Source organism: Stenotrophomonas sp. SXG-1 (assembly GCF_014083965.1).
Classification (GTDB): Bacteria; Pseudomonadota; Gammaproteobacteria; order Xanthomonadales; family Xanthomonadaceae; genus Stenotrophomonas; species Stenotrophomonas geniculata.
This window is the reverse complement of sequence record NZ_CP046588.1, coordinates 491,578-510,189: the sequence shown is the minus strand read 5'-3', so window position 1 is coordinate 510,189 and position 18,612 is coordinate 491,578. Positions and strand designations below refer to the sequence as shown.

General features: G+C 67.0%; 23 protein-coding genes. 12 read left to right on the top strand and 11 right to left on the bottom strand.

The annotated features are described in order from the left end of the window. Nucleotides 1-16: 16 nt before the first annotated feature. Nucleotides 17-928 (top strand): MBL fold metallo-hydrolase, encoded by a 912-nt coding sequence (locus GOC52_RS02320; protein WP_191850584.1) that lies wholly within the window; start codon nucleotides 17-19, stop codon nucleotides 926-928. 313 nt (nucleotides 929-1,241) lie between these two features. Here GOC52_RS02320 and dinB read toward each other — a convergent pair whose 3' ends face one another. Next, nucleotides 1,242-2,336 (bottom strand): DNA polymerase IV, encoded by a 1,095-nt coding sequence (gene dinB, locus GOC52_RS02315; RefSeq protein ID WP_191850582.1) that lies wholly within the window; start codon nucleotides 2,334-2,336, stop codon nucleotides 1,242-1,244. 191 nt (nucleotides 2,337-2,527) lie between these two features. Here dinB and fabA point away from each other — a divergent pair, with 191 nt between their 5' ends. Further along, nucleotides 2,528-3,043, top strand: coding sequence for a 3-hydroxyacyl-[acyl-carrier-protein] dehydratase FabA (gene fabA / locus GOC52_RS02310; RefSeq protein ID WP_049480813.1), 516 nt, complete (start codon nucleotides 2,528-2,530; stop codon nucleotides 3,041-3,043). Then, the gene (fabB, locus tag GOC52_RS02305; RefSeq protein ID WP_014645811.1) at nucleotides 3,043-4,251 is read left to right on the top strand and encodes a beta-ketoacyl-ACP synthase I; all 1,209 of its coding nucleotides are present in this window, start codon (nucleotides 3,043-3,045) and stop codon (nucleotides 4,249-4,251) included. The genes fabA and fabB overlap by 1 nt, the downstream gene beginning before the upstream one ends. Nucleotides 4,252-4,348: 97 nt before the next feature. Here fabB and GOC52_RS02300 read toward each other — a convergent pair whose 3' ends face one another. Genes GOC52_RS02300 through GOC52_RS02290 form a run of 3 tightly spaced genes read right to left on the bottom strand, consistent with a single transcriptional unit; the run spans nucleotide 4,349 to nucleotide 6,791 of the window. Next, nucleotides 4,349-5,032, bottom strand: a complete 684-nt coding sequence (locus tag GOC52_RS02300) for an HAD family hydrolase (protein WP_019337995.1) — start codon at nucleotides 5,030-5,032, stop codon at nucleotides 4,349-4,351. Then, nucleotides 5,029-5,730: a pseudouridine synthase gene (locus GOC52_RS02295; RefSeq protein WP_005407927.1), complete on the bottom strand. Its 702-nt coding sequence runs from the start codon at nucleotides 5,728-5,730 to the stop codon at nucleotides 5,029-5,031. The genes GOC52_RS02300 and GOC52_RS02295 overlap by 4 nt, the downstream gene beginning before the upstream one ends. Beyond that, nucleotides 5,727-6,791 (bottom strand): class I SAM-dependent methyltransferase, encoded by a 1,065-nt coding sequence (locus GOC52_RS02290; protein ID WP_191850580.1) that lies wholly within the window; start codon nucleotides 6,789-6,791, stop codon nucleotides 5,727-5,729. The genes GOC52_RS02295 and GOC52_RS02290 overlap by 4 nt, the downstream gene beginning before the upstream one ends. A 157-nt stretch (nucleotides 6,792-6,948) precedes the next feature. Here GOC52_RS02290 and GOC52_RS02285 point away from each other — a divergent pair, with 157 nt between their 5' ends. After that, nucleotides 6,949-7,212, top strand: a complete 264-nt coding sequence (locus GOC52_RS02285) for a hypothetical protein (protein ID WP_005407925.1) — start codon at nucleotides 6,949-6,951, stop codon at nucleotides 7,210-7,212. Nucleotides 7,213-7,282: 70 nt separating this feature from the next. On the opposite strand, the gene GOC52_RS02280 is transcribed toward GOC52_RS02285, so the two are convergent. Together GOC52_RS02280 and GOC52_RS02275 are read right to left on the bottom strand one after the other, a co-directional pair. Beyond that, nucleotides 7,283-7,576, bottom strand: a complete 294-nt coding sequence (locus tag GOC52_RS02280; RefSeq protein ID WP_010484115.1) for a DUF3247 family protein — start codon at nucleotides 7,574-7,576, stop codon at nucleotides 7,283-7,285. 43 nt (nucleotides 7,577-7,619) lie between these two features. Next, nucleotides 7,620-9,608 carry a hybrid sensor histidine kinase/response regulator gene (locus GOC52_RS02275; protein ID WP_043398895.1) on the bottom strand — a complete coding sequence of 663 codons (1,989 nt, stop codon included), beginning with the start codon at nucleotides 9,606-9,608 and terminating at the stop codon, nucleotides 7,620-7,622. A 245-nt stretch (nucleotides 9,609-9,853) separates the two neighbouring features. Between GOC52_RS02275 and GOC52_RS02270 the strand changes: the two genes are divergently transcribed. Beyond that, the gene (locus tag GOC52_RS02270; RefSeq protein WP_010484117.1) at nucleotides 9,854-10,417 is read left to right on the top strand and encodes a DUF3016 domain-containing protein; all 564 of its coding nucleotides are present in this window, start codon (nucleotides 9,854-9,856) and stop codon (nucleotides 10,415-10,417) included. A gap of 89 nt (nucleotides 10,418-10,506) precedes the next feature. Here the strand turns inward: GOC52_RS02270 and alr are convergent, their stop codons facing one another. Next, complete coding sequence (gene alr / locus GOC52_RS02265; RefSeq protein ID WP_049454390.1) at nucleotides 10,507-11,574, bottom strand: alanine racemase; 1,068 nt, start codon at nucleotides 11,572-11,574, stop codon at nucleotides 10,507-10,509. Then, nucleotides 11,553-12,857: a D-amino acid dehydrogenase gene (locus tag GOC52_RS02260; RefSeq protein WP_032128742.1), complete on the bottom strand. Its 1,305-nt coding sequence runs from the start codon at nucleotides 12,855-12,857 to the stop codon at nucleotides 11,553-11,555. Before GOC52_RS02260 ends, alr begins: the two co-directional genes overlap by 22 nt. 149 nt (nucleotides 12,858-13,006) lie before the next feature. Here GOC52_RS02260 and GOC52_RS02255 point away from each other — a divergent pair, with 149 nt between their 5' ends. Beyond that, nucleotides 13,007-13,486 (top strand): winged helix-turn-helix transcriptional regulator, encoded by a 480-nt coding sequence (locus GOC52_RS02255; RefSeq protein ID WP_005407919.1) that lies wholly within the window; start codon nucleotides 13,007-13,009, stop codon nucleotides 13,484-13,486. Nucleotides 13,487-13,542: 56 nt separating this feature from the next. On the opposite strand, the gene GOC52_RS02250 is transcribed toward GOC52_RS02255, so the two are convergent. Continuing rightward, nucleotides 13,543-13,719 carry a hypothetical protein gene (locus GOC52_RS02250; protein ID WP_033833709.1) on the bottom strand — a complete coding sequence of 59 codons (177 nt, stop codon included), beginning with the start codon at nucleotides 13,717-13,719 and terminating at the stop codon, nucleotides 13,543-13,545. A 143-nt stretch (nucleotides 13,720-13,862) separates the two neighbouring features. Beyond that, nucleotides 13,863-14,240, bottom strand: a complete 378-nt coding sequence (locus tag GOC52_RS02245) for a hypothetical protein (protein ID WP_043398903.1) — start codon at nucleotides 14,238-14,240, stop codon at nucleotides 13,863-13,865. A gap of 140 nt (nucleotides 14,241-14,380) precedes the next feature. Between GOC52_RS02245 and msrB the strand changes: the two genes are divergently transcribed. From msrB to GOC52_RS02220, 5 genes are all read left to right on the top strand, one after another. Then, a complete protein-coding gene (gene msrB, locus GOC52_RS02240; protein ID WP_010484122.1) occupies nucleotides 14,381-14,848 on the top strand; it encodes a peptide-methionine (R)-S-oxide reductase MsrB in 468 nt (155 codons plus the stop codon). Between the two features lie 91 nt (nucleotides 14,849-14,939). Then, nucleotides 14,940-15,794: a flagellar motor stator protein MotA gene (motA, locus tag GOC52_RS02235; protein WP_005407915.1), complete on the top strand. Its 855-nt coding sequence runs from the start codon at nucleotides 14,940-14,942 to the stop codon at nucleotides 15,792-15,794. A gap of 3 nt (nucleotides 15,795-15,797) precedes the next feature. Then, complete coding sequence (gene motB, locus GOC52_RS02230; RefSeq protein WP_010484123.1) at nucleotides 15,798-16,736, top strand: flagellar motor protein MotB; 939 nt, start codon at nucleotides 15,798-15,800, stop codon at nucleotides 16,734-16,736. A 97-nt stretch (nucleotides 16,737-16,833) separates the two neighbouring features. Further along, nucleotides 16,834-17,322, top strand: coding sequence for a hypothetical protein (locus GOC52_RS02225; protein ID WP_191850578.1), 489 nt, complete (start codon nucleotides 16,834-16,836; stop codon nucleotides 17,320-17,322). A 13-nt stretch (nucleotides 17,323-17,335) separates the two neighbouring features. Beyond that, the gene (locus tag GOC52_RS02220; RefSeq protein ID WP_010484125.1) at nucleotides 17,336-17,611 is read left to right on the top strand and encodes a DUF4031 domain-containing protein; all 276 of its coding nucleotides are present in this window, start codon (nucleotides 17,336-17,338) and stop codon (nucleotides 17,609-17,611) included. Nucleotides 17,612-17,702: 91 nt separating this feature from the next. Here the strand turns inward: GOC52_RS02220 and GOC52_RS02215 are convergent, their stop codons facing one another. Beyond that, nucleotides 17,703-18,245, bottom strand: a complete 543-nt coding sequence (locus tag GOC52_RS02215; protein ID WP_005407911.1) for a DUF6630 family protein — start codon at nucleotides 18,243-18,245, stop codon at nucleotides 17,703-17,705. Between the two features lie 90 nt (nucleotides 18,246-18,335). Here GOC52_RS02215 and GOC52_RS02210 point away from each other — a divergent pair, with 90 nt between their 5' ends. Then, entirely contained in the window at nucleotides 18,336-18,584 is a 249-nt protein-coding gene (locus tag GOC52_RS02210; RefSeq protein WP_032128750.1) for a DUF3297 family protein, read from the top strand. Nucleotides 18,585-18,612: the final 28 nt, after the last annotated feature.

Below are 18,612 nucleotides of genomic sequence, written 5' to 3'. Positions count from 1 at the left end.
TACACAAGGAATTCCCATGCGTACCGCTGCCCTGCTGCTTCGCCTCGCCCTGGCCGCCAGCTTCACCAGTGCGCCGCTGATGGCCGCATCGGCCACCCCGGTGCCGGCCACGGCAACGAAATCCCAGCTGCACCTGCAGACCTTCCATCCCGGCCCGCAGGCAATGTTCTCGGTGTCCTCGGTGCTGATCGAAGGCCGCCACGACGCGATCCTGGTCAATGCGCAGTTCGGTGCCAGCGACGCGCGCAAGCTGGTCGAGCTGATCCGCGCCAGCGGCAAGCAGCTGACCACGATCTACATCAGCCACGGCGATCCGGACTACTACTTCGGCCTGGCCACGCTGCAGGATGCGTTCCCGAAGGCGCGCATCGTCGCTACCGCGCAGACCGTTGCCCACATCCAGCAGACACAGGCCGGCAAGCTGGCCTACTGGGGCCCGAAGATGGGTGCCGACGTGCCGGCCCGCATCGTGGTGCCGCAGGTGCTGGATGGCGATGCCCTGCAGCTGGAAGGCCAGCGCCTGCCGCTGATCGGCCTGGACGGACCGACCCAGGACCGCACGGTGCTGTGGGTGCCGTCGCTGCGTGCGATCGTCGGTGGCATTCCGGTGGTGGCCGGTGAGCACGTGTGGATGGCCGACACGCAGACGCCGAAGTCGCACACCGACTGGCTGCAGACCCTGCAGCGGTTGCAGGCGTTGAAGCCGAAAGTAGTGGTACCGGGGCATTACGCACCGGGTGCCGCACTGGATTCGAGTGCGCTGCGCTTCACCGCAGATTACATCCGCGCGTTCGATGCCGAGGCGGCCAAGGCCAAGGACAGTGCGGCACTGGTGAAAGCAATGCAGTCGCGCTACCCGAAGCTGGATGGCGTCGCATCGCTGGAGCTGAGTGCGAAGGTGGCCAAGGGCGAGATGCAGTGGCCATGAGGTAGGAAGTTTTCTTTTGCAGGGCTGCGCCCTGCACCTGCTCAATGCAACGGCAACAGCCGAAGCAACAGCAAAAGCTGGTCTCCTGAGGGTTGGCGGGGTGGGTCCGGTTGCGGGGGGCGCTGCAAGTACGTCCATGTAAGCTCGGTCGCCGCATCCATGCGGCTCACGCCCCCGCAACCGGACCCACCCCGCCTTCGACAGTTTCCCGCTATCCGTCGGAACCTGCTGCTGATGGTGGGTGCCGACCGTTGGTCGGCACGGGGTCGGATCCCGTTGCTGCGCAACGGGCTCTGACTCCACTGCTTGATGATTAGGTATCTGTGGGATTGTTCATGTCGTGCTCGAACAACTCCCCCTGCACCACCGGCTCCTTCTCGCGGAAGCCGCCGAGCCCGACGCCGACCAAACGGTAACGGGTCTCCGCCGGCAGGTCGACGCGGGCGCGCAGGGCCAGTGCGATGTCGCGCAGTTCTTCCATCGATTCCGGTGGGCGCTCCGGGGTGAAGCTGCGGGTGAGGATGCGGAACTGCGCGGTCTTCAGTTTCAGCACCACGGTGTGGCCGACGCGTTCGGTCTTGCGCGTGGCCTTCCAGGTCTTCTCCGCCAGCTGCACGATCGCTTCGCCCAGGTCTTCCAGCGGCAGGTCTTCGGCGAAGGTGTCCTCCGAGGAAATCGACTGCACCTGCTGGTCCGGTTCCACCGGCCGCTCGTCGATGCCGCGTGCACGGTTGTACAGGCTGCGGCCGAAGCTGCCGAATGCTTCTTCCAGGTCGATCAACGCCCACTGCCGCAGATCGCCGCAGGTGACGATGCCGCGCGCGGCAAGTTTTCCTTCCATCACCTTGCCGACGCCGGGCACCCGGTTCACTAGCAACGGCTGCAGGAACGCGTCCACCCGCTGCGGGGGGATCACGAACTGGCCATCAGGTTTGCGCCAGTCCGAGGCGATCTTGGCCAGGAACTTGTTTGGCGCGATGCCAGCTGAAGCAGTCAGGTTCGTTTCCTCGCGGATCTGCGCGCGGATGGTGCGGGCGATGTCGGTGGCCAGTTCGATGCCGCTCTTCGGCTCGGTCACATCGAGGTAGGCCTCGTCCAGCGACAACGGCTCGACCAGGTCGGTATGCCGCAGGAAGATCGCGCGCACCTGCTGTGACACCGCCTTGTAACGTGCGAAGTCCGGCGGCACGAAGATCGCATCCGGGCACAGGCGCTCGGCACGCACGGCGGGCATCGCCGAACGCACGCCGAACACGCGTGCCTCGTACGAGGCCGCGCACACCACCGAACGCGCGCCACGCCATGCCACAACCACCGGCTTGCCGCGCAGTGACGGATCGTCGCGCTGCTCCACCGACGCGTAGAACGCGTCCATGTCGACGTGGATGATCTTGCGCAGTCGGGTCATGTCAGGCGGAAAGGGCGGGGGCGTGCCGGACGGGCCACACGCCGAAGTATGGTCGTTGCACATCAACAGGATGCGCGTATTCCATTGAAAACACTACGGTTGCGTACGGTTGAAATGTTTGATCGGCGCAGTTTCCACGGGCATCCTCGAGCGCTTGTTTCCCTGTTTCCCCGCTTCCAGGATTGTGCTTCATGACCCGTCTCCACGCGTTCAACCGCGAACAGCTGCTGGCCAGCGCACGCGGTGAACTGTTCGGCGCCGCCGCCGGCCGTTTGCCCAACGATCCGATGCTGATGTTCGACCGCATCACCGACATCCGCGAGGACGGCGGACCGCATGGCAAAGGCATGGTACGCGCCGAACTGGATATCCGCCCGGACCTGTGGTTCTTCGGCTGCCACTTCATCGGCGACCCGGTGATGCCCGGCTGCCTGGGCCTGGACGCCATGTGGCAGCTGACCGGCTTCTTCCTGACCTGGCTGGGCGCCCCCGGCAAGGGCCGCGCGCTGGGCTGTGGCGAAGTGAAGTTCACCGGCCAGGTGCTGCCGGAGGCCAAGCTGGTGCGCTACGAGATCGATATCAGCCGTGTCATCAACCGCAAGCTGGTGATGGCCCAGTCGGACGCGCGCATGTACGTGGATGACCGCGAAATCTACAGCGCGCGCGACCTGCGCGTCGGCCTGTTCACTGAAACCGGGAGCTTCTGATGCGTCGCGTCGTCATCACTGGCATGGGCATCACGTCCTGCCTCGGCAATGATCTGGATACCGTTTCGGCCGCGCTGCGCGAAGGGCGCTCGGGTATCACCGCCCTGGCCGACCACGCCGAAGCGGGCCTGCGCAGCCAGGTTGGCGGTCGTGTCGACCTCGATCTGGAGGCGCTGATCGACCGCAAGCAGAAGCGCTTCATGAGCGATGCGGCGGCCTTCGCCTACCTGTCCATGCGCGATGCCATCGCCGATGCCGGGCTCAGCCCCGAGCAGGTCAGCAACCTGCGCACCGGCCTGATCGCCGGTTCCGGCGGCGGCTCCAGCGAATGGCAGATCGGCGCGGTCGACCTGCTGCGCGAACGTGGTGTGCGCAAGGTCGGGCCGTACATGGTGCCGCGCACGATGTGCTCGACGGTCTCGGCCTGCCTGGCCACGGCCTACCAGATCAAGGGCGTCAGCTATTCGCTGTCGGCCGCCTGCGCGACCTCGGCGCACTGCATCGGTGCCGCCGCGGACATGATCCGCCATGGCGCGCAGGACATCATGTTCGCCGGTGGCGGTGAAGACCTGCACTGGTCGATGAGCGTGATGTTCGATGCGATGGGCGCGCTGTCGACCAGCTTCAACGAGACCCCGGCCAGCGCCTCGCGCCCTTACGACAAGGACCGCGACGGCTTCGTCATCGCCGGCGGCGGCGGCATGCTGGTGCTGGAGGACTACGACCACGCCGTTGCGCGCGGCGCGCACATCCATGCCGAGCTGATCGGCTATGGCGTGACCTCCGACGGCGCCGACATGGTCGCCCCGTCCGGCGAAGGCGCGGTGCGCTGCATGAAGATGGCGCTGCAGGGCGTCGATCGCCCGCTGGACTACCTCAACACCCACGGCACCTCCACGCCGCTGGGCGACGTCACCGAGCTCAATGCGATCCGCGAAGTGTTCGGCGATGCGGTGCCGCCGCTGTCCTCGACCAAGGCGCTGTCCGGCCATTCGCTGGGTGCGGCCAGCGTGCACGAGGCGATCTACTGCCTGCTGATGATGCGCGATGGCTTCGTCGCCGGTTCGGCCAACATCGGCGAACTGGACCCGAAGGTGGAGAGCTTCCCGATCCTACGCGAAAGCCGCGAGCAGAAGCTGGATACGGTGATGTCCAACAGCTTCGGCTTCGGTGGCACCAACGCCGCGCTGGTGTTCGGGCGGGTGTGATGGGGGCAGGTGTGCCGACCAACGGTCGGCACCCACCAATAGATGTAGAGCCGAGCCATGCTCGGCTCAGTGCCGGCCAACGGCCGGCATCTACCGCTTATTTCGGCAACAACGGCACCAGCAATGCGTGCGCGTCCACCAGCGAGCCCACGATGCGGTGGCCCAGTGCGCGCAGCTCTTCATCAGGATGCACCAGGTCCGGCACCTGGATCACGGTCATGCCGGCGGCCAGCGCCGCGCGCGTACCGGCCGGTGAGTCTTCCAGCGCCAGGCAGCGTTCCGGGGCCTGGCCCAGCCGCTGCGCGGCCAGCAGGTAGATATCCGGTGCCGGCTTCGGCCGCGCCACGTCGCCGCTGGTGATCACCGCATCGAAGTACGGCAGCAGGCCAGCAGCGGCCAGCTTGCGGTTGGCCCGCGGCTGCCGCGTGGTGGTTGCCACCGCACGCGGGATCGCATGTGCCTTCAGCAGCTCCAGCAGCTCCAGGATGCCCGGCCGCAGCGGCAGACCGGTCTGCGTGCGTGCTTCGTACAGCTCATGGCAACGTGCCGCCACGGCGTCGATCACGCTGTCCTCGATGCCCTGCGCACGCAGCAGCGCGTGCGTATCGCGGTCACCGAGGCCGACCATGCGCAGGAACACCGCCTCGTCCAGGCCCAGCCCGAATTCGTCGGCGGCCTCGCTCCAGCAGGCCAGCGAGACCCGCTCGCTGTCGATCATCAGGCCGTCCATGTCGAAGATGACGGCGTCGGGGAGGAACGGCAGCGCAGCGATGGTGGTCATGGAGCGAACAGCGTATCCAGGTCGGTGGAAGTGAGCTGCCGCCATTGCCCTTCGTCCAGCCCCTGCAGGTCCAGCCCGCCGACGCGGCTGCGGTGCAGGGCCTGCACGTGGTTGCCGGTGGCGGCGAACATGCGGCGTACCTGATGGTAGCGGCCTTCGTGCAGCACCAGGCGCGCGCGACGCGCATCCAGCACCTCCAATTCAGCCGGCAGCAGGGGCGTCTTCTCGGACTCCAGCATGAGCGTACCGCTGGCGAACAGCGCCACCTCGTCGCCGCGCAGGTCATCGCTCAACTCGACCTCATAGACTTTCGGCAGCTTCGACTTCGGCGAGATGATCCGGTGCAGCAGGCCACCGTCGTCGGTCAGCAGCAGCAGGCCACTGGTCTCGCGGTCGAGGCGGCCCACTGTAGACAGCACCGGATCGCGGTCGCGGAAGCGCGGCGGCAGCAGGTCGTAGATCAGGCGGCCGGTGTCCTTGGTCGAGCAGGTGTAGCCGGCCGGCTTGTGCAGCGCGATCGACAGGCCCACCGGCGGGTCCAGCGGCTCGCCGTCGACGCGGATCGCCTCGTGCGGCACCTGGTCGTCGGCATACAGCACCTCGCCGTCGGCGTCGGTGACGCGGCCTTCGCGGAACATCCACTGCACCTGCTTGCGGCTGCCGTAGCCCAGGTTGGCGATGAGCTTGACCAGCTTCACTTGCCCTTCCCCTTCACCGCTTCCACCAGCTTGAAGCCATCACGCTCGGCGATCACGCGCACCGCGCCAAAGCTCTCGTTGAGCGTGTACTCGTACGGCAGGTGGCGGTTGGCCACCACGTACAGGCGTCCGCCCGGGCGCAGCGCCTGCGCGGCCACGGCGATGAAGCGCTGGCCGATGTCCGGGCGATCGGCGCGCGAGGGCGTGTGGAATGGCGGATTGCTGATGATGACGTCGTAGCCCGGCTCGATGCCGGCGGTGACGTCCTGCCACAGGAAGCGCAGCGGCAGCGGACGCGGCGGCGGTGCCAGGTTCAGCTCGGCCAGTGCCAACGCGCGCTGCTCCGCTTCGTACAGGTCCAGCGCGGTGATCTTCGGGCAGCGCTCCAGCAGCTCGCGCGACAGGTAGCCGTAGCCGGCACCGAGGTCGGCGGCGCGGCCGGCCAGGTCGGCCGGCAGGTGCTCGGCCAGCAGCGCCGAGGCCGGATCGATGCGGTCCCAGGCGAACACGCCCGGGCGGCTGAGGAAACGGCCGCTGACGATCGGCCGCACCGCATCCAGTGCCGACCAGCGCTTGGCCAGGTCGGCGTCGTGCTGGCCCTGCATCGGGGCGGTCCAGTACACGCGGCAGTGGTTCTTGGTCAGGCTGCCGCCGAGGCCGGTCAGTTGCTTGAGGTCGCCCTCGCCCGAGCGTGCACCTTCGTTGTTGGACTGGCAGGCAACGATGCGGCCGCCGTCGGCGACCAGCGCCAGCGCACGGGCAAACAGCGCGCGGGCCTCTTCACGCTGGCGCGGCGGCAGCACCAGCACCAGCGGGTAACGGCCCTTGCCGGCCCCATCATCCAGCTGGCCACTGACGGTCCAGCCGGCGGCCTGCTGCAGCGGCTGCGCGAACGGGGCGAAGCTCTGCTCGCAGTGGACCTCGCGGCTGCCGGCCGCTTCACGCAGCGGCCAGCCGTCGCGGGCACGCAGGAAGGCCACCGGGCCCTCCGGCCAGCGCAGGGCGCCTTGGGAGAACGGCAGGAACAGGGTCTGCAGGGGGGCGTCGTCGCTGGAGGCCATCGGCGCGGGTACTTCAAGCGTGAGGGCCGTCCATTGTACCGGCTTGGCCGGACCGGCCCCGGTATGCCGCTTTGCGAAACCCGAACGGGGCCTTGATCTGCCAGCAACATTGAAACGTTCAGGGTAGAGGCTCCCCCGGAAACCCAGGAGAACCTGCATGCGAGCCTTGTTCGTCGGTGGCGTGGTCGACAACAGTGAAATGGACCTGGAAGGCAGCCATCCGCCCGTGCATTACCCCGAGGATACCGGCGGCGGCCACTCGCGCTATCGGCTGCACCAGGTCGGTCATGGCGCCGACGGCAGCGTGGCCTATGCGGTGTACGGCGCACCGGACCTGGCCGATGACGAGGTGGCCCGGGTGGCGGAAGAACGCGCCTATGCGCGCCGGTTCGAGGCGACACCGACCTTGTTCGAGCACTGACACACCGGTAGCGCCCGAGCCCACGCTCGGGCGACGGCGCAGCCGAGCGTGGGATCGGCTCTACATCCGATCAAGGCGCCCTGGGTGGCAGACGGTTGACGCTGGCGATCTCGTCCAGCCACACATGGTGCTGCTGCACCGGCGTGTCGTAGTCATCCAGGCGCAACTGGCCGTTGCTGCCTTCGTCGCCGGCGTCGTTGCGGTACTGCTGCACGGTCGGTTTCACCGCCACGGTGCCGAGCAGGCGGCGACCATCGTGCAGGGTCAGTTGCACCTGCGTCTCGCCTTCCAGCTGCGGCAACAGGGCTTCCAGGCGCGCGATCTGCGCCGGATCGGTATGGATGCGGGGAGCTATACGGGACATCGGCGACCTCCTGCGTGCAGGGTCGCCGATCGGCCGTGAATGCTCAGTGCAGCGCGCTGTCCGCGCGTGGCACCTGCACCTTGCGTACCGCAGCCACCAGCTGTGCCACCGAGTACGGTTTGGCGACATGTTCCTGGAAGCCTGACGCCAGCGCTCGGCGCCGGTCATCGGCGCGTGCCAGCGCGGTCACGGCAACCGCCGGCAGGGTCATCGCATCCACGCCCATGTCCTCGCGCAGCGTGCGCACCAGACCATAGCCATCCATGCCCGGCATGCCGATGTCGGTCAGCATCACGTGGTACTGCAGGTGCCCGGTATCGGCCAGCAACGCCAGCGCTTCACCGGCCGAGCTGGCGGCCGACACACTCGCGCCCTGCTCTTCCAGCATGCGCCGCAGGTACTCCAGCACTTCCGGCTGGTCTTCCACCGCCAGCACATGCATGCCACGCAGCGGGTACGGTTCGACGATCACCGGCTCCAGGATCGGCCCGCTGATCACTTCGCGCAGCGGGCGTCGCTCGGCATCGGGAATGTGCTGCGGCAGGCGCACGGTGAAGGTGGCGCCGTGGCCATGGCCTTCGCTGGCGGCGGTGACGGTACCGCCATGCAGTTCGACCAGCTGCTGCACGATCGCCAGGCCCAGGCCGAGGCCGCCATGGCGTCGGGTGGTGGTGCCATCGGCCTGGCGGAAGCGGCTGAACAGATGGTTGAGGAACTCCGGTGCGATGCCATCACCGGTATCGCGCACCGTGATCACCCAGTGGTTGCCGTCGGCCTGCAGCTGCACGTCGATGCGGCCTTCGGCCGGGGTGAACTTGATTGCGTTCGACAGCAGGTTCCAGAACACCTGCTGCAGGCGGGTGGCATCGCCCAGCACCAGGCTGGGCTGCTCCGGCAGCAGCAGACTCACGTCCAGCGCCTTGCCTTCGGCGACCAGTTCCTGCGCACCGATGGCTTCGCCCAGCAGGTCGCGCAGGTCCAGTATCTCCACCTCCAGCTGCACCTTGCCCAGCAGCATGCTGCTGAGGTCGAGCATGTCCGAGATCAGCCGCTTCTGCGCACCGGCGCTGTTGGCGATCACATTCAGGCCCTTGTACAGCGGGCTGGTGTTGTCCACGCGCTGCAGCAGCAGCTCGCTCCAACCGAGGATGGTGGTCAGCGGCGTGCGCAGCTCGTGCGACAGCGTGGCCAGGAACTCGTCCTTCAACCGCGCCATGTTCTCGGCGGCGCTGCGCGCGGCACGCTCGGACTGCAGAAGCTCTTCGCGGGCCAGTTCGATCTCGCGGCGTTCGGTCACGTCCGGGCTGCTGCCGGCCAGGCCGATGAAGCGGCCCATCCGTGAGAAACGCGGGCGTGCGTTCATCTCCAGCCAACGCCACTCGCCATCGGCACGTCGGGCCCGCACCAGCGCATGCATCGACCGCTGCGCCTTCAGTGCTTCCTGCAGTTCGTACTCGAACACCGATGCATCGTCCGGATGCACCAGGCCGCGCCAGACATCTTCCGGCACGCGTGTTTCGTCACCGCCAAAGAACTCACTGAAAGCGCTGTTGACGAAACGGGCATGGCCGCGCTCGTCGAGCACCCACACCGGCATCGGCAGGCCGTCGGCCAGTGCGCTGAAGCGGGCTTCGCTTTCGCCCAGCTCCACTTCCATCTGCTTGCGTGCGGTGATGTCGAAGAACAGGATGCCGACCTTGTCTTCGCCCGGACGGCCCACGCGCACCGCATCAACCGCGAACGAGCGGCCCAGCGCACGCGCTTCCATCTCGAACTGGGCGGGGCGGCCACTGCGCGCGACCTCGCCGTAGATGCGGAACCAGTCCTGCTCGTGGCCCGGTTCCAGCGCCGTCATGCGCTGGCCACGCGCGTCCTTCAGGCCGGTGTGGCGCTCGAACGCATCGTTGACCTCGATGAAACGGTAGTCCACCGCGCGATCGCCCTCGAACAGCACCTGGATCACGCAGAAACCGGCGTTGATGCGCTCAAGCACGCCATGATGCAGGTCGGGTTCGGGCGCTGGCACCATCATCGGTGGGCGCTCCACGAGGGGCGGCAGTGTGGACAAGGGGCGTCTGTGCAGGCCGGATTGGAAGCACAGCATCTTCCAAAGCGCGTATTCACAGCGTCAAGCGCCGTCAGTCATGGTTGACGTCGATGAATTGGCGGCAACCACCCTTGCGCACGACGCAATCGGCCATTGCGGTGGCCCGGCCACAGGATCACACTCGATCTGTGATCAACATCGTCCCCAGCGCGGGGACGCAGGAGACCGTCATGAAACGCTCACTCGCGATTGCCCTGCTGGCAGGCGCCCTGGTGGCGGGCGGCGCCAACGCTGCACCGCGCACCGTGACCGATGCGGACGCGCCGCGCGCGTTGCAGGCCGATGGCCCGGTCAGCGTGAAATGGGAGGATCCGGCCAAATTCACCGAGATCCGCCAGAGCACCAACCGCTTCGAGGCCGAACGCGGTGACTGGGTACAGCAGTTGGCCCGCTACCTGCAGACCACCGCTGCCAAGCCGCTGCAGCCTGGGCAGACCCTCGATGTGACCCTGGTGGACATCAAGCGTGCCGGTGACTACGAGCCGTGGCACGGCCCGCGTGGCCGCGACATCCGGATCATGCGCGACATCTACCCGCCGCGGATCAGCCTGCAGTACACGTTGAAGGACGCCAGCGGCCGTATCGTCAGCGAGGGCGATGCGCGCCTCAGCGATACCGGCTACCTGCACAACCTGGGGCTGAAGAGCGACAGTGATCCGCTGCGCTACGAGAAGCGCCTGATCGATGACTGGGTGAAGCGCCAGCTGGCCAGCCAGGCCACCGCTGCGCGTTAGGCCACTCGGTAGGTGTCGACCTTGGTCGACACGCATTACACGGCGCCGACCAAGGTCGGCCGCTACCGAAGCCGAGCGTGGGCTCGGCTCTACACGTATACCTTGCCCACGCGCTTGACCGCGCACGGCAGCTGGTACGCACTCACGCCACAGCGCGGCGCCAGTTCGGACAGCGTCGGTGCGCTGCCCCACAGTTCCACCACGCTGCCGATGCCGGCCTGCGCATGCGCGGTCAGGTCCACCGTCAGCATGTCCATCGACACGCGCCCGATCAGCGCACCGGGCTGGCCGTCGATCAGCACCGGGGTGCCATTCGGGGCGAACTGCGGATAACCGTCGGCATAGCCGAGCGCGACCACACCCACGCGGGTGCGTGCCTTGGCCACGAAGCGTGCGCCATAACCCACCGGCTCACCCGCCTCGATCCAGCGCTCGGCGATCACCTTCGACTGCATCGTCATCACCGGGCGCAGGCGCTCGGTCAGTGCCGTGTTGTCCGGCAGCGGATTGGCGCCATACAGCATCAGGCCCGGGCGCACCCAGTCGCTGCGTACATCCGGCCAGCCCAGCAGCGCCGGCGAGTTGCACACGCTGGTCTCGCCGTCCAGGCCGTCGATGGCCCGCGCGAAGGTCGCGGCCTGTTCGTGGGTGCGTTCGCTGTCCAGCTCATCGGCGCGCGCCAGGTGGGTCATCAGCACGATGCGCTCGACCTGCGGCAGCGCCGACAGGCGTGCATGCGCGGCACGGAAGCTGTCCACGTCCAGGCCAAGGCGATGCATGCCACTGTCCAGCTTCAGCCACACCGTCAACGGGCGCGGGCTGTCGTAGGCAGCAACGGCCTCCAGTTGCCACGGCGAACCGACGGCGAACCAGAAGTCATGCTCGGCCACCAGCGCCATGTCGCTGGGCTCGAAGATGCCTTCCAGCAGCAGGATCGGCGCACGGATGCCGGCCTGGCGCAGCTCCAGTGCCTCTTCGATGGTAGCCACGCCGAAACCATCAGCCTCACCTTCCAGCGCCTGGGCACAGCGCACCGCGCCATGCCCATAGGCATCGGCCTTGATGATCGCCAGGGCCTTGCCACCGCCCAGTTCACGGGCGAGCCGGTAGTTGCTGCGCAGGGCGCCCAGATCGATCAGCGCGCGGGCAGGACGCATGTGCGGTTCTCTTGTTGCGGCGCGTGACCGTACTGGCCGTAGCGGAAAATATCCAGGCCTTCGGTGCTGATCTGCGGCTGGCGCGCGCTCATCAGGTCGGCCAGGTAGCGACCCGAGCCGCAGGCCATGGTCCAGCCCAGCGTGCCGTGGCCGGTGTTGAGGTACAGGTTGCGGAACGGCGTGGCGCCGATCACCGGCGTACCGTCCGGCGTGGCCGGGCGCAGGCCGGTCCAGAACTGCGCACGCGACAGGTCGCCGCCCTTCGGGTAGAGATCGCTGACCACCAGCTCCAGGGTTTCGCGGCGGCGCTGCGACAGCGACAGGTCGAAGCCGGCCACTTCGGCCATGCCACCGACGCGGATACGGTCGTCGAAGCGGGTCACCGCCACCTTGTAGCTCTCGTCGAGAATGGTCGAGGTCGGCGCCATCGCCGGGTCGGTGATCGGCAGGGTCAGTGAGTAGCCCTTAAGCGGGTACACCGGCAGGCGCATGCCCAGCGATGCGACCAGCGCCGGCGAATAGCTGCCGAGCGCGACCACGAAGCGGTCGGCGGTTTCCAGCTTGCCGTCGATGCGCACGCCGGTGATGCGGTCGCCATCGAACTCCAGGCCGGTGATGTCCTGGTCGAATCGGAACTCGACACCGGCATCCACGCACATCTGCGCCAGGCGGCGGGTGAACAGCTGGCAGTCGCCGGTCTGGTCACGCGGCAGGCGCAGCGCGCCGACCAGGCCATCGACGTGGGCCAGGGCCGGTTCGGCCTGGATGATGCCGGCGCGGTCCAGCACCTCGTACGGCACGCCGTACTGGGCCAGGATCTCGATGTCCTGCGCCGAGGCATCCAGCTGCTGCTGGGTGCGGAACAACTGGGTCGTGCCCAGGTCGCGGCCTTCGAATTCGATGCCGATCTGTGCGCGCAGCTCGTTCAGGCAGTCGCGGCTGTACTCGGACATGCGCACCATGCGCGCCTTGTTGATCGCGTAGCGCTCATGGGTGCAGTTGCGCAGCATCTGCCACAGCCAACGGTACTGGGCCAGGTCCATGCCCGGCTTGATCGCCAGCGGCGCGTGCTTCTCGAACAGCCAGCCGATGGCCTTCTTCGGCACGCCCGGGGCCGCCCACGGCGAGGTGTAGCCAAACGACAGCTGGCCAGCATTGGCGAAGCTGGTTTCCAGCGCCGGGCCGGGCTGACGATCGATGACCGTGACTTCAAACCCGGCCTGTCGCAGGTACCAGGCACTGGTGGTGCCGATCACGCCGCTGCCGAGAACTAGGACTCGCATGGGACTTCTCCAACCCGATCATTCCCTGCACTGGAGCGTGCCGGGACCATAATTGGGGAAGTATAGACAGCCATTCCCAGTTGATTTGCCTGTTTTGAAATCAACCGGCAGGATGTTTTCCTGCAATTCATTCCCCAAGGTTGACGGCCATGGCCACCCGTACCCGCGAACTGGACAAGATCGACCGCAAGATCCTGCGCATCCTGCAGGCCGAGGGCCGTATCTCCTTCACCGAACTGGGCGAGCGGGTCGGCCTGTCGACCACGCCCTGTACTGAGCGCGTGCGTCGATTGGAGCGCGAAGGGGTGATCACCGGCTACCACGCCCACCTCGACCCGGCCGCGGTGAAGGCCAGCCTGCTGGTGTTCGTGGAGATCAGCCTGGCCTACAAGTCCGGCGACATCTTCGAGGAGTTCCGGCGCGCGGCGCTGAAGCTGCCCAACGTGCTGGAGTGCCACCTGGTATCGGGCGACTTCGATTACCTGCTGAAGGCGCGGATCAGCGAAATGGCCTCCTACCGCAAGCTGCTCGGCAGCACGTTGCTGACGCTGCCGCATGTACGTGAGTCGAAGAGCTACATCGTGATGGAAGAAGTGAAGGAAACGCTGAGCCTGCCGATTCCGGATTGAGGCGCTCGCAGGATGGGGTCAGAGCCCGCGGTGCGGGATCCGACCCCCGGAGTCCCTCAGCGCTGCTGCGGATGCTTCTGCGAGCGCTGTTCCTGCTGCTTGCCGCCCTTGTGCGGCTGCTGTGGGTCCATCTGTTGCTGCTGTTGCTGCTGCGGGTTGCGGCCCTGCGGTTCCTTGCCGGGATGACGGTTCTGCTGGTTTTTCATGATCGCGATCCAGTGGACGAAGGACATGCGGCGGCGGAATGCCAGCGCAGGGCCACGGTGGTCCCGGAACGGTTAATCGCAGGCGAAAAAGCAGTGATCGCCAAGAGGCTGTTTTCGTGCGTTCAGCCCGCACGACGCGCAGGAGCTGCCAACCTTGCTTGGCCCATAGGTCAGCGCCTGATCTGCTGGCCATCACCGGCAGGCACGCTGTCGTAATAACGGCCTGTACGCGAGTCGAACACGCGGTTCGGGCCGGCCGGGCGCACGCCAGGCACGATGCGGCCATTGCGGTCATAGACCTTGTCGGCCGGCTTCGGTACCGGCGCCGGCGCGATCCGGGCGGGGCCGGTGGACTTGATCGGCTGTGCCGGCTGCGGCGACGGCAGCACCTGCGGCTGCGGGCGGGCAGCCTGTGGCGGAGGTGCCACCGGTTGCGGTGCCACGGTGGTGGCACTGCGGGTGGCGGTCGGGCTCGACGACGTCGGTACCTGGGCCTGCGCAACCAGGGGCAGCAGGCCCATCAACAGCAGGGGAAGGCTCGGTTTCATGTCACGCTCCGGCGTGGATCGCATTCACCTTGCGCCTGCACCTGTGTGCCGCCCATGAACGGCCGTCACACTTGCAAGTGCGCGCCGGCACCCCCACGTTTTCCGGCATCCCCAGGCCATCGACCCCACGGAGCGCCGCCATGACCGCCTTCGACCTGACGCCCCCCACCGCCACCCAGACCGAGGCGCTGGTCGCCGGTCTCAGCGGCGAAGAACGCCGCGTACTGCTGCAGCACGGCACCGAGGCGCCGTTCTGCGGCGTATTCCTCGACAACAAACGCGAGGGCGTCTACTGCTGCCGTCTGTGCGCACTGCCGCTGTTCCGCTCCAGCACCAAGTTCGATTCCGGCACCGGCTGGCCCAGCTTCTTTGCCCCGTTCGACCCGGCGCACGTGCGCGAGATCCGCGATACCAGCCACGGCATGGTGCGCACCGAGATCACCTGCGCGCGCTGCGGCAGCCATCTGGGCCACGTGTTCCCGGACGGTCCGCCGCCCACCTACGAGCGCCACTGCCTGAACTCCGTCTCACTTTCGTTCACCGGCAATGGCGAGCCCTGGCCCGATCCGTTGCAGCGTGGCGGCGCAGAAAGCGGCGTGGCGGGCTGAAACATTCCGCTGACCGGTTTCACAGAATTCCCTCTTCAGAAAACCGGGCGACGGGCCGACAAGGAGATATCCCCTCTCCTTGCGTCGCCCCATGCTCATCATCGTTGGATTCCTGGTCGTCATCATCAGCGTGATCGGGGGCTATCTCGGTGCCCACGGCCGCCTGGGTGCCCTCTGGCAGCCCTACGAGCTGGTCATCATCGGCGGCGCCGCGCTCGGCGCCTTCCTGGTCGGCACGCCGGCCAAGACGGTCAAGCAGACCCTGCAGGCCATGGTCGGCGTGTTCAAGGGCCCGCGCTACAAGCAGCAGGACTACATCGACGTCCTCAGCCTGCTCTATGAACTGCTCAACAAGGCCCGCCGCGAAGGCTTCATGGCGCTGGAAGACCATGTCGAGCGGCCGGCCGAGAGCGCGCTGTTCGGCAACTACCCCAAGGTGCAAGCCGACCACCACCTGATCGACTTCATCACCGACTGCCTGCGCCTGATGATCGGCAGCAACATCGAGCCGCACGAGCTGGAGCCGCTGCTGGAACTGGAGCTGGAAAAGCACCACGCCGAGGCCATGGCGCCGTCGCAGGTGCTGACCAAGGTCGCCGACGGATTGCCCGGTTTCGGCATCGTGGCGGCGGTGCTGGGCATCGTCATCACCATGGGCTCGATCGGTGGCGACATCGTCGAGGTCGGTGGCCACGTCGCCGGTGCGCTGGTCGGCACCTTCCTCGGCATCCTGCTGGGCTATGGCTTCGTCGGCCCGATGGCAGCCGCGATGGAGGCCCGCGCCGAGCAGGACAGCCGCATCTACGAATCGGTGAAGACCGCCCTGCTGGCCTGCCTGCGCGGCTACAACCCGAAGATCGCGCTGGAATTCGCCCGCAAGACGCTGCCGTCGAACGTGCGCCCGGCCTTCTCCGATTTTGAGCAGCACCTGAAGACGGTCAAGTAAGCCATGGCCGAGACCAAGCCCACCGTCATCGTCCGCCGGGTCAAGAAGGCCGGCCACGCCGCCCATCATGGCGGTTCGTGGAAGGTGGCCTATGCCGACTTCGTGACTGCGATGATGGCGTTCTTCCTGGTGCTGTGGCTGATGGCCACCACCAACAAGAACGACCGTGCTGCCATTTCCGAGTACTTCCGCAACCCCAGCCCGCTGAGCGGGCAGAACGCCACGCCGGCACCCGGCATGGCCGGCCCGGGCGGCGCCAGCACCTCGATGATCAAGCTGGGCGGTGCCACCGACGTTTCGCGTGGCAACAGCAACGATCCCTTCCAGAACCAGAAGGAAGCAGTACCGCAGCCGGTGGACCAGCAGCAGCGCGACAAGCAGCAGCTGGAACAGCTGATGAAGGAGCTGCAGGAAGCAATCAGCAGGAGCCAGGCGCTGGAACCGTTCAAGGACCAGCTGCTGCTGGACCTGACCCCGGAGGGCCTGCGCATCCAGATCGTGGACAAGCAGAACCGGCCGATGTTCGACCTTGGCAGCGCCACGCTGAAGCCGTACACGCAGCAGATCCTGCACGAGCTGGCCGAGTACCTGAACCATGTGCCGAACCGAATCAGCCTGACCGGTCACACCGACATCACCGCCTATTCCGCCGCTCGCGGCTATGGCAACTGGGAACTGAGCGCCGACCGTGCGAATGCCGCACGCCGCGCGCTGATCGATGGTGGCCTGGACGACAGCAAGATCACCCGCGTGGTCGGCCTGTCTTCGTCAGTGCTGTTCGACAAGGTCGACCCGCAGAACCCGATCAACCGCCGCATCAGCATCGTGGTGATGACCCAGGCCGCCGAAGCGGCCGCCCTGGCCGGTGCCGGGCCACAGGTGGGGCTGTCGGCGCCGACCGCCGACCCGGACGTGCAGGCCGCGCAGGGTGAGGCGCACTGAACCGGGGTCAGATCCCTTTCCCCTGGAAAGGGATCTGACCCCACCTGCGTGCGGCCGCTACAATGGCGGTCTTTCCGTTTCCAGGTGACCCCACCCCATGTCCCAGAACTCCAAGGCCAAGCGCGACAAGCGCAAGAAGCAGCAGGCCAAGCGTCCGTTCCTGCGCCTGAACGCCCAGCAGCAGGTGCAGAACCATGCCGTGCTGACCAACGAAGACGGCCAGGTGGTCGCGGCCATCGGCCTGCAGGGCCGTGAGTGGCTGCTGGCCATCGGCGGCCAGACCATGGGCAACGCCGAAAACCCGGTGCCGATGCTGGCCATGCTCAAGCACCTGTCCAACGTGCAGGAAAAGGAAGGCCGCAAGGTCAACCTGGAGTACTCCGAGCTGCTGCAGAAGCTGCTGGACACCCTGGCAGCCGAATCCGAGCAGACCGCTGACGAGTACCTGGACAAGCTGGTCGCCGAGTTCGAGACCGTGGAAGCCGAAGAAGGCGAAGAAGCCGCTGAGGCCGCCGAAGGCGAAGTGGTTGAAGCTGCTGCCGAGGCCCCCCCGGCCGCTGACAGCGGCAGCAAGCCGCAGGCCTGAACCGGCCGCGGCGGTGACGGTCTACGTCGATGACGCGGTGCATCCCTGGCGCGGACAGCGCTGGGCGCACCTGATGGCCGACACCTTGGCCGAGCTGCACGCGATGGCGGCGCAGCTCGGCATTCCACCGCGGGCCTTCCAGAACAAGGCCAGCGGTGCGCACTACGATGTCACTTCCGAGCTGCGCGCGCAGGCCATCGCGCTCGGTGCGCGGGCGATTTCCCGGCACGCCGACCGTGACCTGGTCAAAGCGGTGATTGCCAACGCCAGGGCGCAGTACCGGCCGTAGTGCGTGGTGTGCTCGCCGGGCATGGCCCGGCGCTACCACGGGCTGGCGGAACAGGTAGCGCCGGGCCATGCCCGGCGGGTCGGATCATCGATCAGAACGGGTCGCTGCCCAGGCGGATTTCCACGTTCAGCAGCGAGCACAGCGCCAGCATCGCGTCGTCGTCGCGGGTCAATGCCATCACGCCGGTGAAACCGTCGCTGCCGGCATCCACGCTCCACAGCGTGTAGTTGTGCTCGCGCAGGCGGTCGAAGGCGGTGGACATCAGCTGCACGCCGTCCAGGTCTTCGGCGAAGTCCTCGTCGTCCAGGTCGCCACCCCAGTCCAGCTGCAGGTTGAAGCGCGCCGACAGCTCGTTCACCGCCGACTGCAGCGATTCCAGGTCATCGCGCTCGACCTCGAAGCCGGACTGCCAGGCGATGGCCGTGAACAGTGCCGGCAGCCAGTCACTGTCCGCTTCCAACGGCTGCCCGTCCTCGGCCAAGTGCTCGCGCCAGCGGTTGAACTGCTGCAGGGCCAGCTCTTCGTCGCCCGGGTTGATCAGCACCAGCAGGTTCCAGACCCGGGCCTCGAAGCCGTCTTCGTCGAAGTCGTGGATGTCTTCCTCGAAGTCGAAATAGTCGCTGTTGTCGGGCATGGCGGAACTTCCTCTGGGGCAGGCCGGCATTCTACGGTTTATCCTGTGCCGCTGAAGCCGGCCTTGGTGGCCGTCACTGTGAATGAAGCGATGAGCGATACCCCTCCCGACCACCTGGCGATCAACCCGGCCAGCCCCTTCCATGATGCGCAGGCGCTGGAGCGCGGCGTCGGCGTGCGTTTCAACGACGTCGAGCGCGACAACGTCGAGGAATACTCGGTCAGCGAAGGCTGGATCCGCGTGCAGGCCGGCAAGGCCCGCGACCGCCGCGGCAACCCGATGACCATCAAGGTCAAGGGCAAGGTCGAGGCGTATTTCCTGGACCAGAAACCGGAATAACCGGCACCGGCATGTAGAGCCGAGCCTG

What these genes read in the sequence shown, in the direction of transcription:
- GOC52_RS02225 (WP_191850578.1), top strand. Translation starts at nt 16,834, where the DNA reads ATGTCCCAGAACTCCAAGGCCAAGCGCGACAAGCGCAAGAAGCAGCAG.
- GOC52_RS02275 (WP_043398895.1), bottom strand. Translation starts at nt 9,608, where the DNA reads ATGATGGTGCCAGCGCCCGAACCCGACCTGCATCATGGCGTGCTTGAG.
- motA (WP_005407915.1), top strand. Translation starts at nt 14,940, where the DNA reads ATGCTCATCATCGTTGGATTCCTGGTCGTCATCATCAGCGTGATCGGG.
- GOC52_RS02300 (WP_019337995.1), bottom strand. Translation starts at nt 5,032, where the DNA reads ATGACCACCATCGCTGCGCTGCCGTTCCTCCCCGACGCCGTCATCTTC.
- GOC52_RS02285 (WP_005407925.1), top strand. Translation starts at nt 6,949, where the DNA reads ATGCGAGCCTTGTTCGTCGGTGGCGTGGTCGACAACAGTGAAATGGAC.
- alr (WP_049454390.1), bottom strand. Translation starts at nt 11,574, where the DNA reads ATGCGTCCTGCCCGCGCGCTGATCGATCTGGGCGCCCTGCGCAGCAAC.
- GOC52_RS02280 (WP_010484115.1), bottom strand. Translation starts at nt 7,576, where the DNA reads ATGTCCCGTATAGCTCCCCGCATCCATACCGATCCGGCGCAGATCGCG.
- GOC52_RS02210 (WP_032128750.1), top strand. Translation starts at nt 18,336, where the DNA reads ATGAGCGATACCCCTCCCGACCACCTGGCGATCAACCCGGCCAGCCCC.
- GOC52_RS02245 (WP_043398903.1), bottom strand. Translation starts at nt 14,240, where the DNA reads ATGAAACCGAGCCTTCCCCTGCTGTTGATGGGCCTGCTGCCCCTGGTT.
- GOC52_RS02320 (WP_191850584.1), top strand. Translation starts at nt 17, where the DNA reads ATGCGTACCGCTGCCCTGCTGCTTCGCCTCGCCCTGGCCGCCAGCTTC.
- msrB (WP_010484122.1), top strand. Translation starts at nt 14,381, where the DNA reads ATGACCGCCTTCGACCTGACGCCCCCCACCGCCACCCAGACCGAGGCG.
- fabA (WP_049480813.1), top strand. Translation starts at nt 2,528, where the DNA reads ATGACCCGTCTCCACGCGTTCAACCGCGAACAGCTGCTGGCCAGCGCA.
- GOC52_RS02270 (WP_010484117.1), top strand. Translation starts at nt 9,854, where the DNA reads ATGAAACGCTCACTCGCGATTGCCCTGCTGGCAGGCGCCCTGGTGGCG.
- GOC52_RS02260 (WP_032128742.1), bottom strand. Translation starts at nt 12,857, where the DNA reads ATGCGAGTCCTAGTTCTCGGCAGCGGCGTGATCGGCACCACCAGTGCC.
- motB (WP_010484123.1), top strand. Translation starts at nt 15,798, where the DNA reads ATGGCCGAGACCAAGCCCACCGTCATCGTCCGCCGGGTCAAGAAGGCC.
- fabB (WP_014645811.1), top strand. Translation starts at nt 3,043, where the DNA reads ATGCGTCGCGTCGTCATCACTGGCATGGGCATCACGTCCTGCCTCGGC.
- GOC52_RS02290 (WP_191850580.1), bottom strand. Translation starts at nt 6,791, where the DNA reads ATGGCCTCCAGCGACGACGCCCCCCTGCAGACCCTGTTCCTGCCGTTC.
- GOC52_RS02215 (WP_005407911.1), bottom strand. Translation starts at nt 18,245, where the DNA reads ATGCCCGACAACAGCGACTATTTCGACTTCGAGGAAGACATCCACGAC.
- GOC52_RS02250 (WP_033833709.1), bottom strand. Translation starts at nt 13,719, where the DNA reads ATGTCCTTCGTCCACTGGATCGCGATCATGAAAAACCAGCAGAACCGT.
- dinB (WP_191850582.1), bottom strand. Translation starts at nt 2,336, where the DNA reads ATGACCCGACTGCGCAAGATCATCCACGTCGACATGGACGCGTTCTAC.
- GOC52_RS02255 (WP_005407919.1), top strand. Translation starts at nt 13,007, where the DNA reads ATGGCCACCCGTACCCGCGAACTGGACAAGATCGACCGCAAGATCCTG.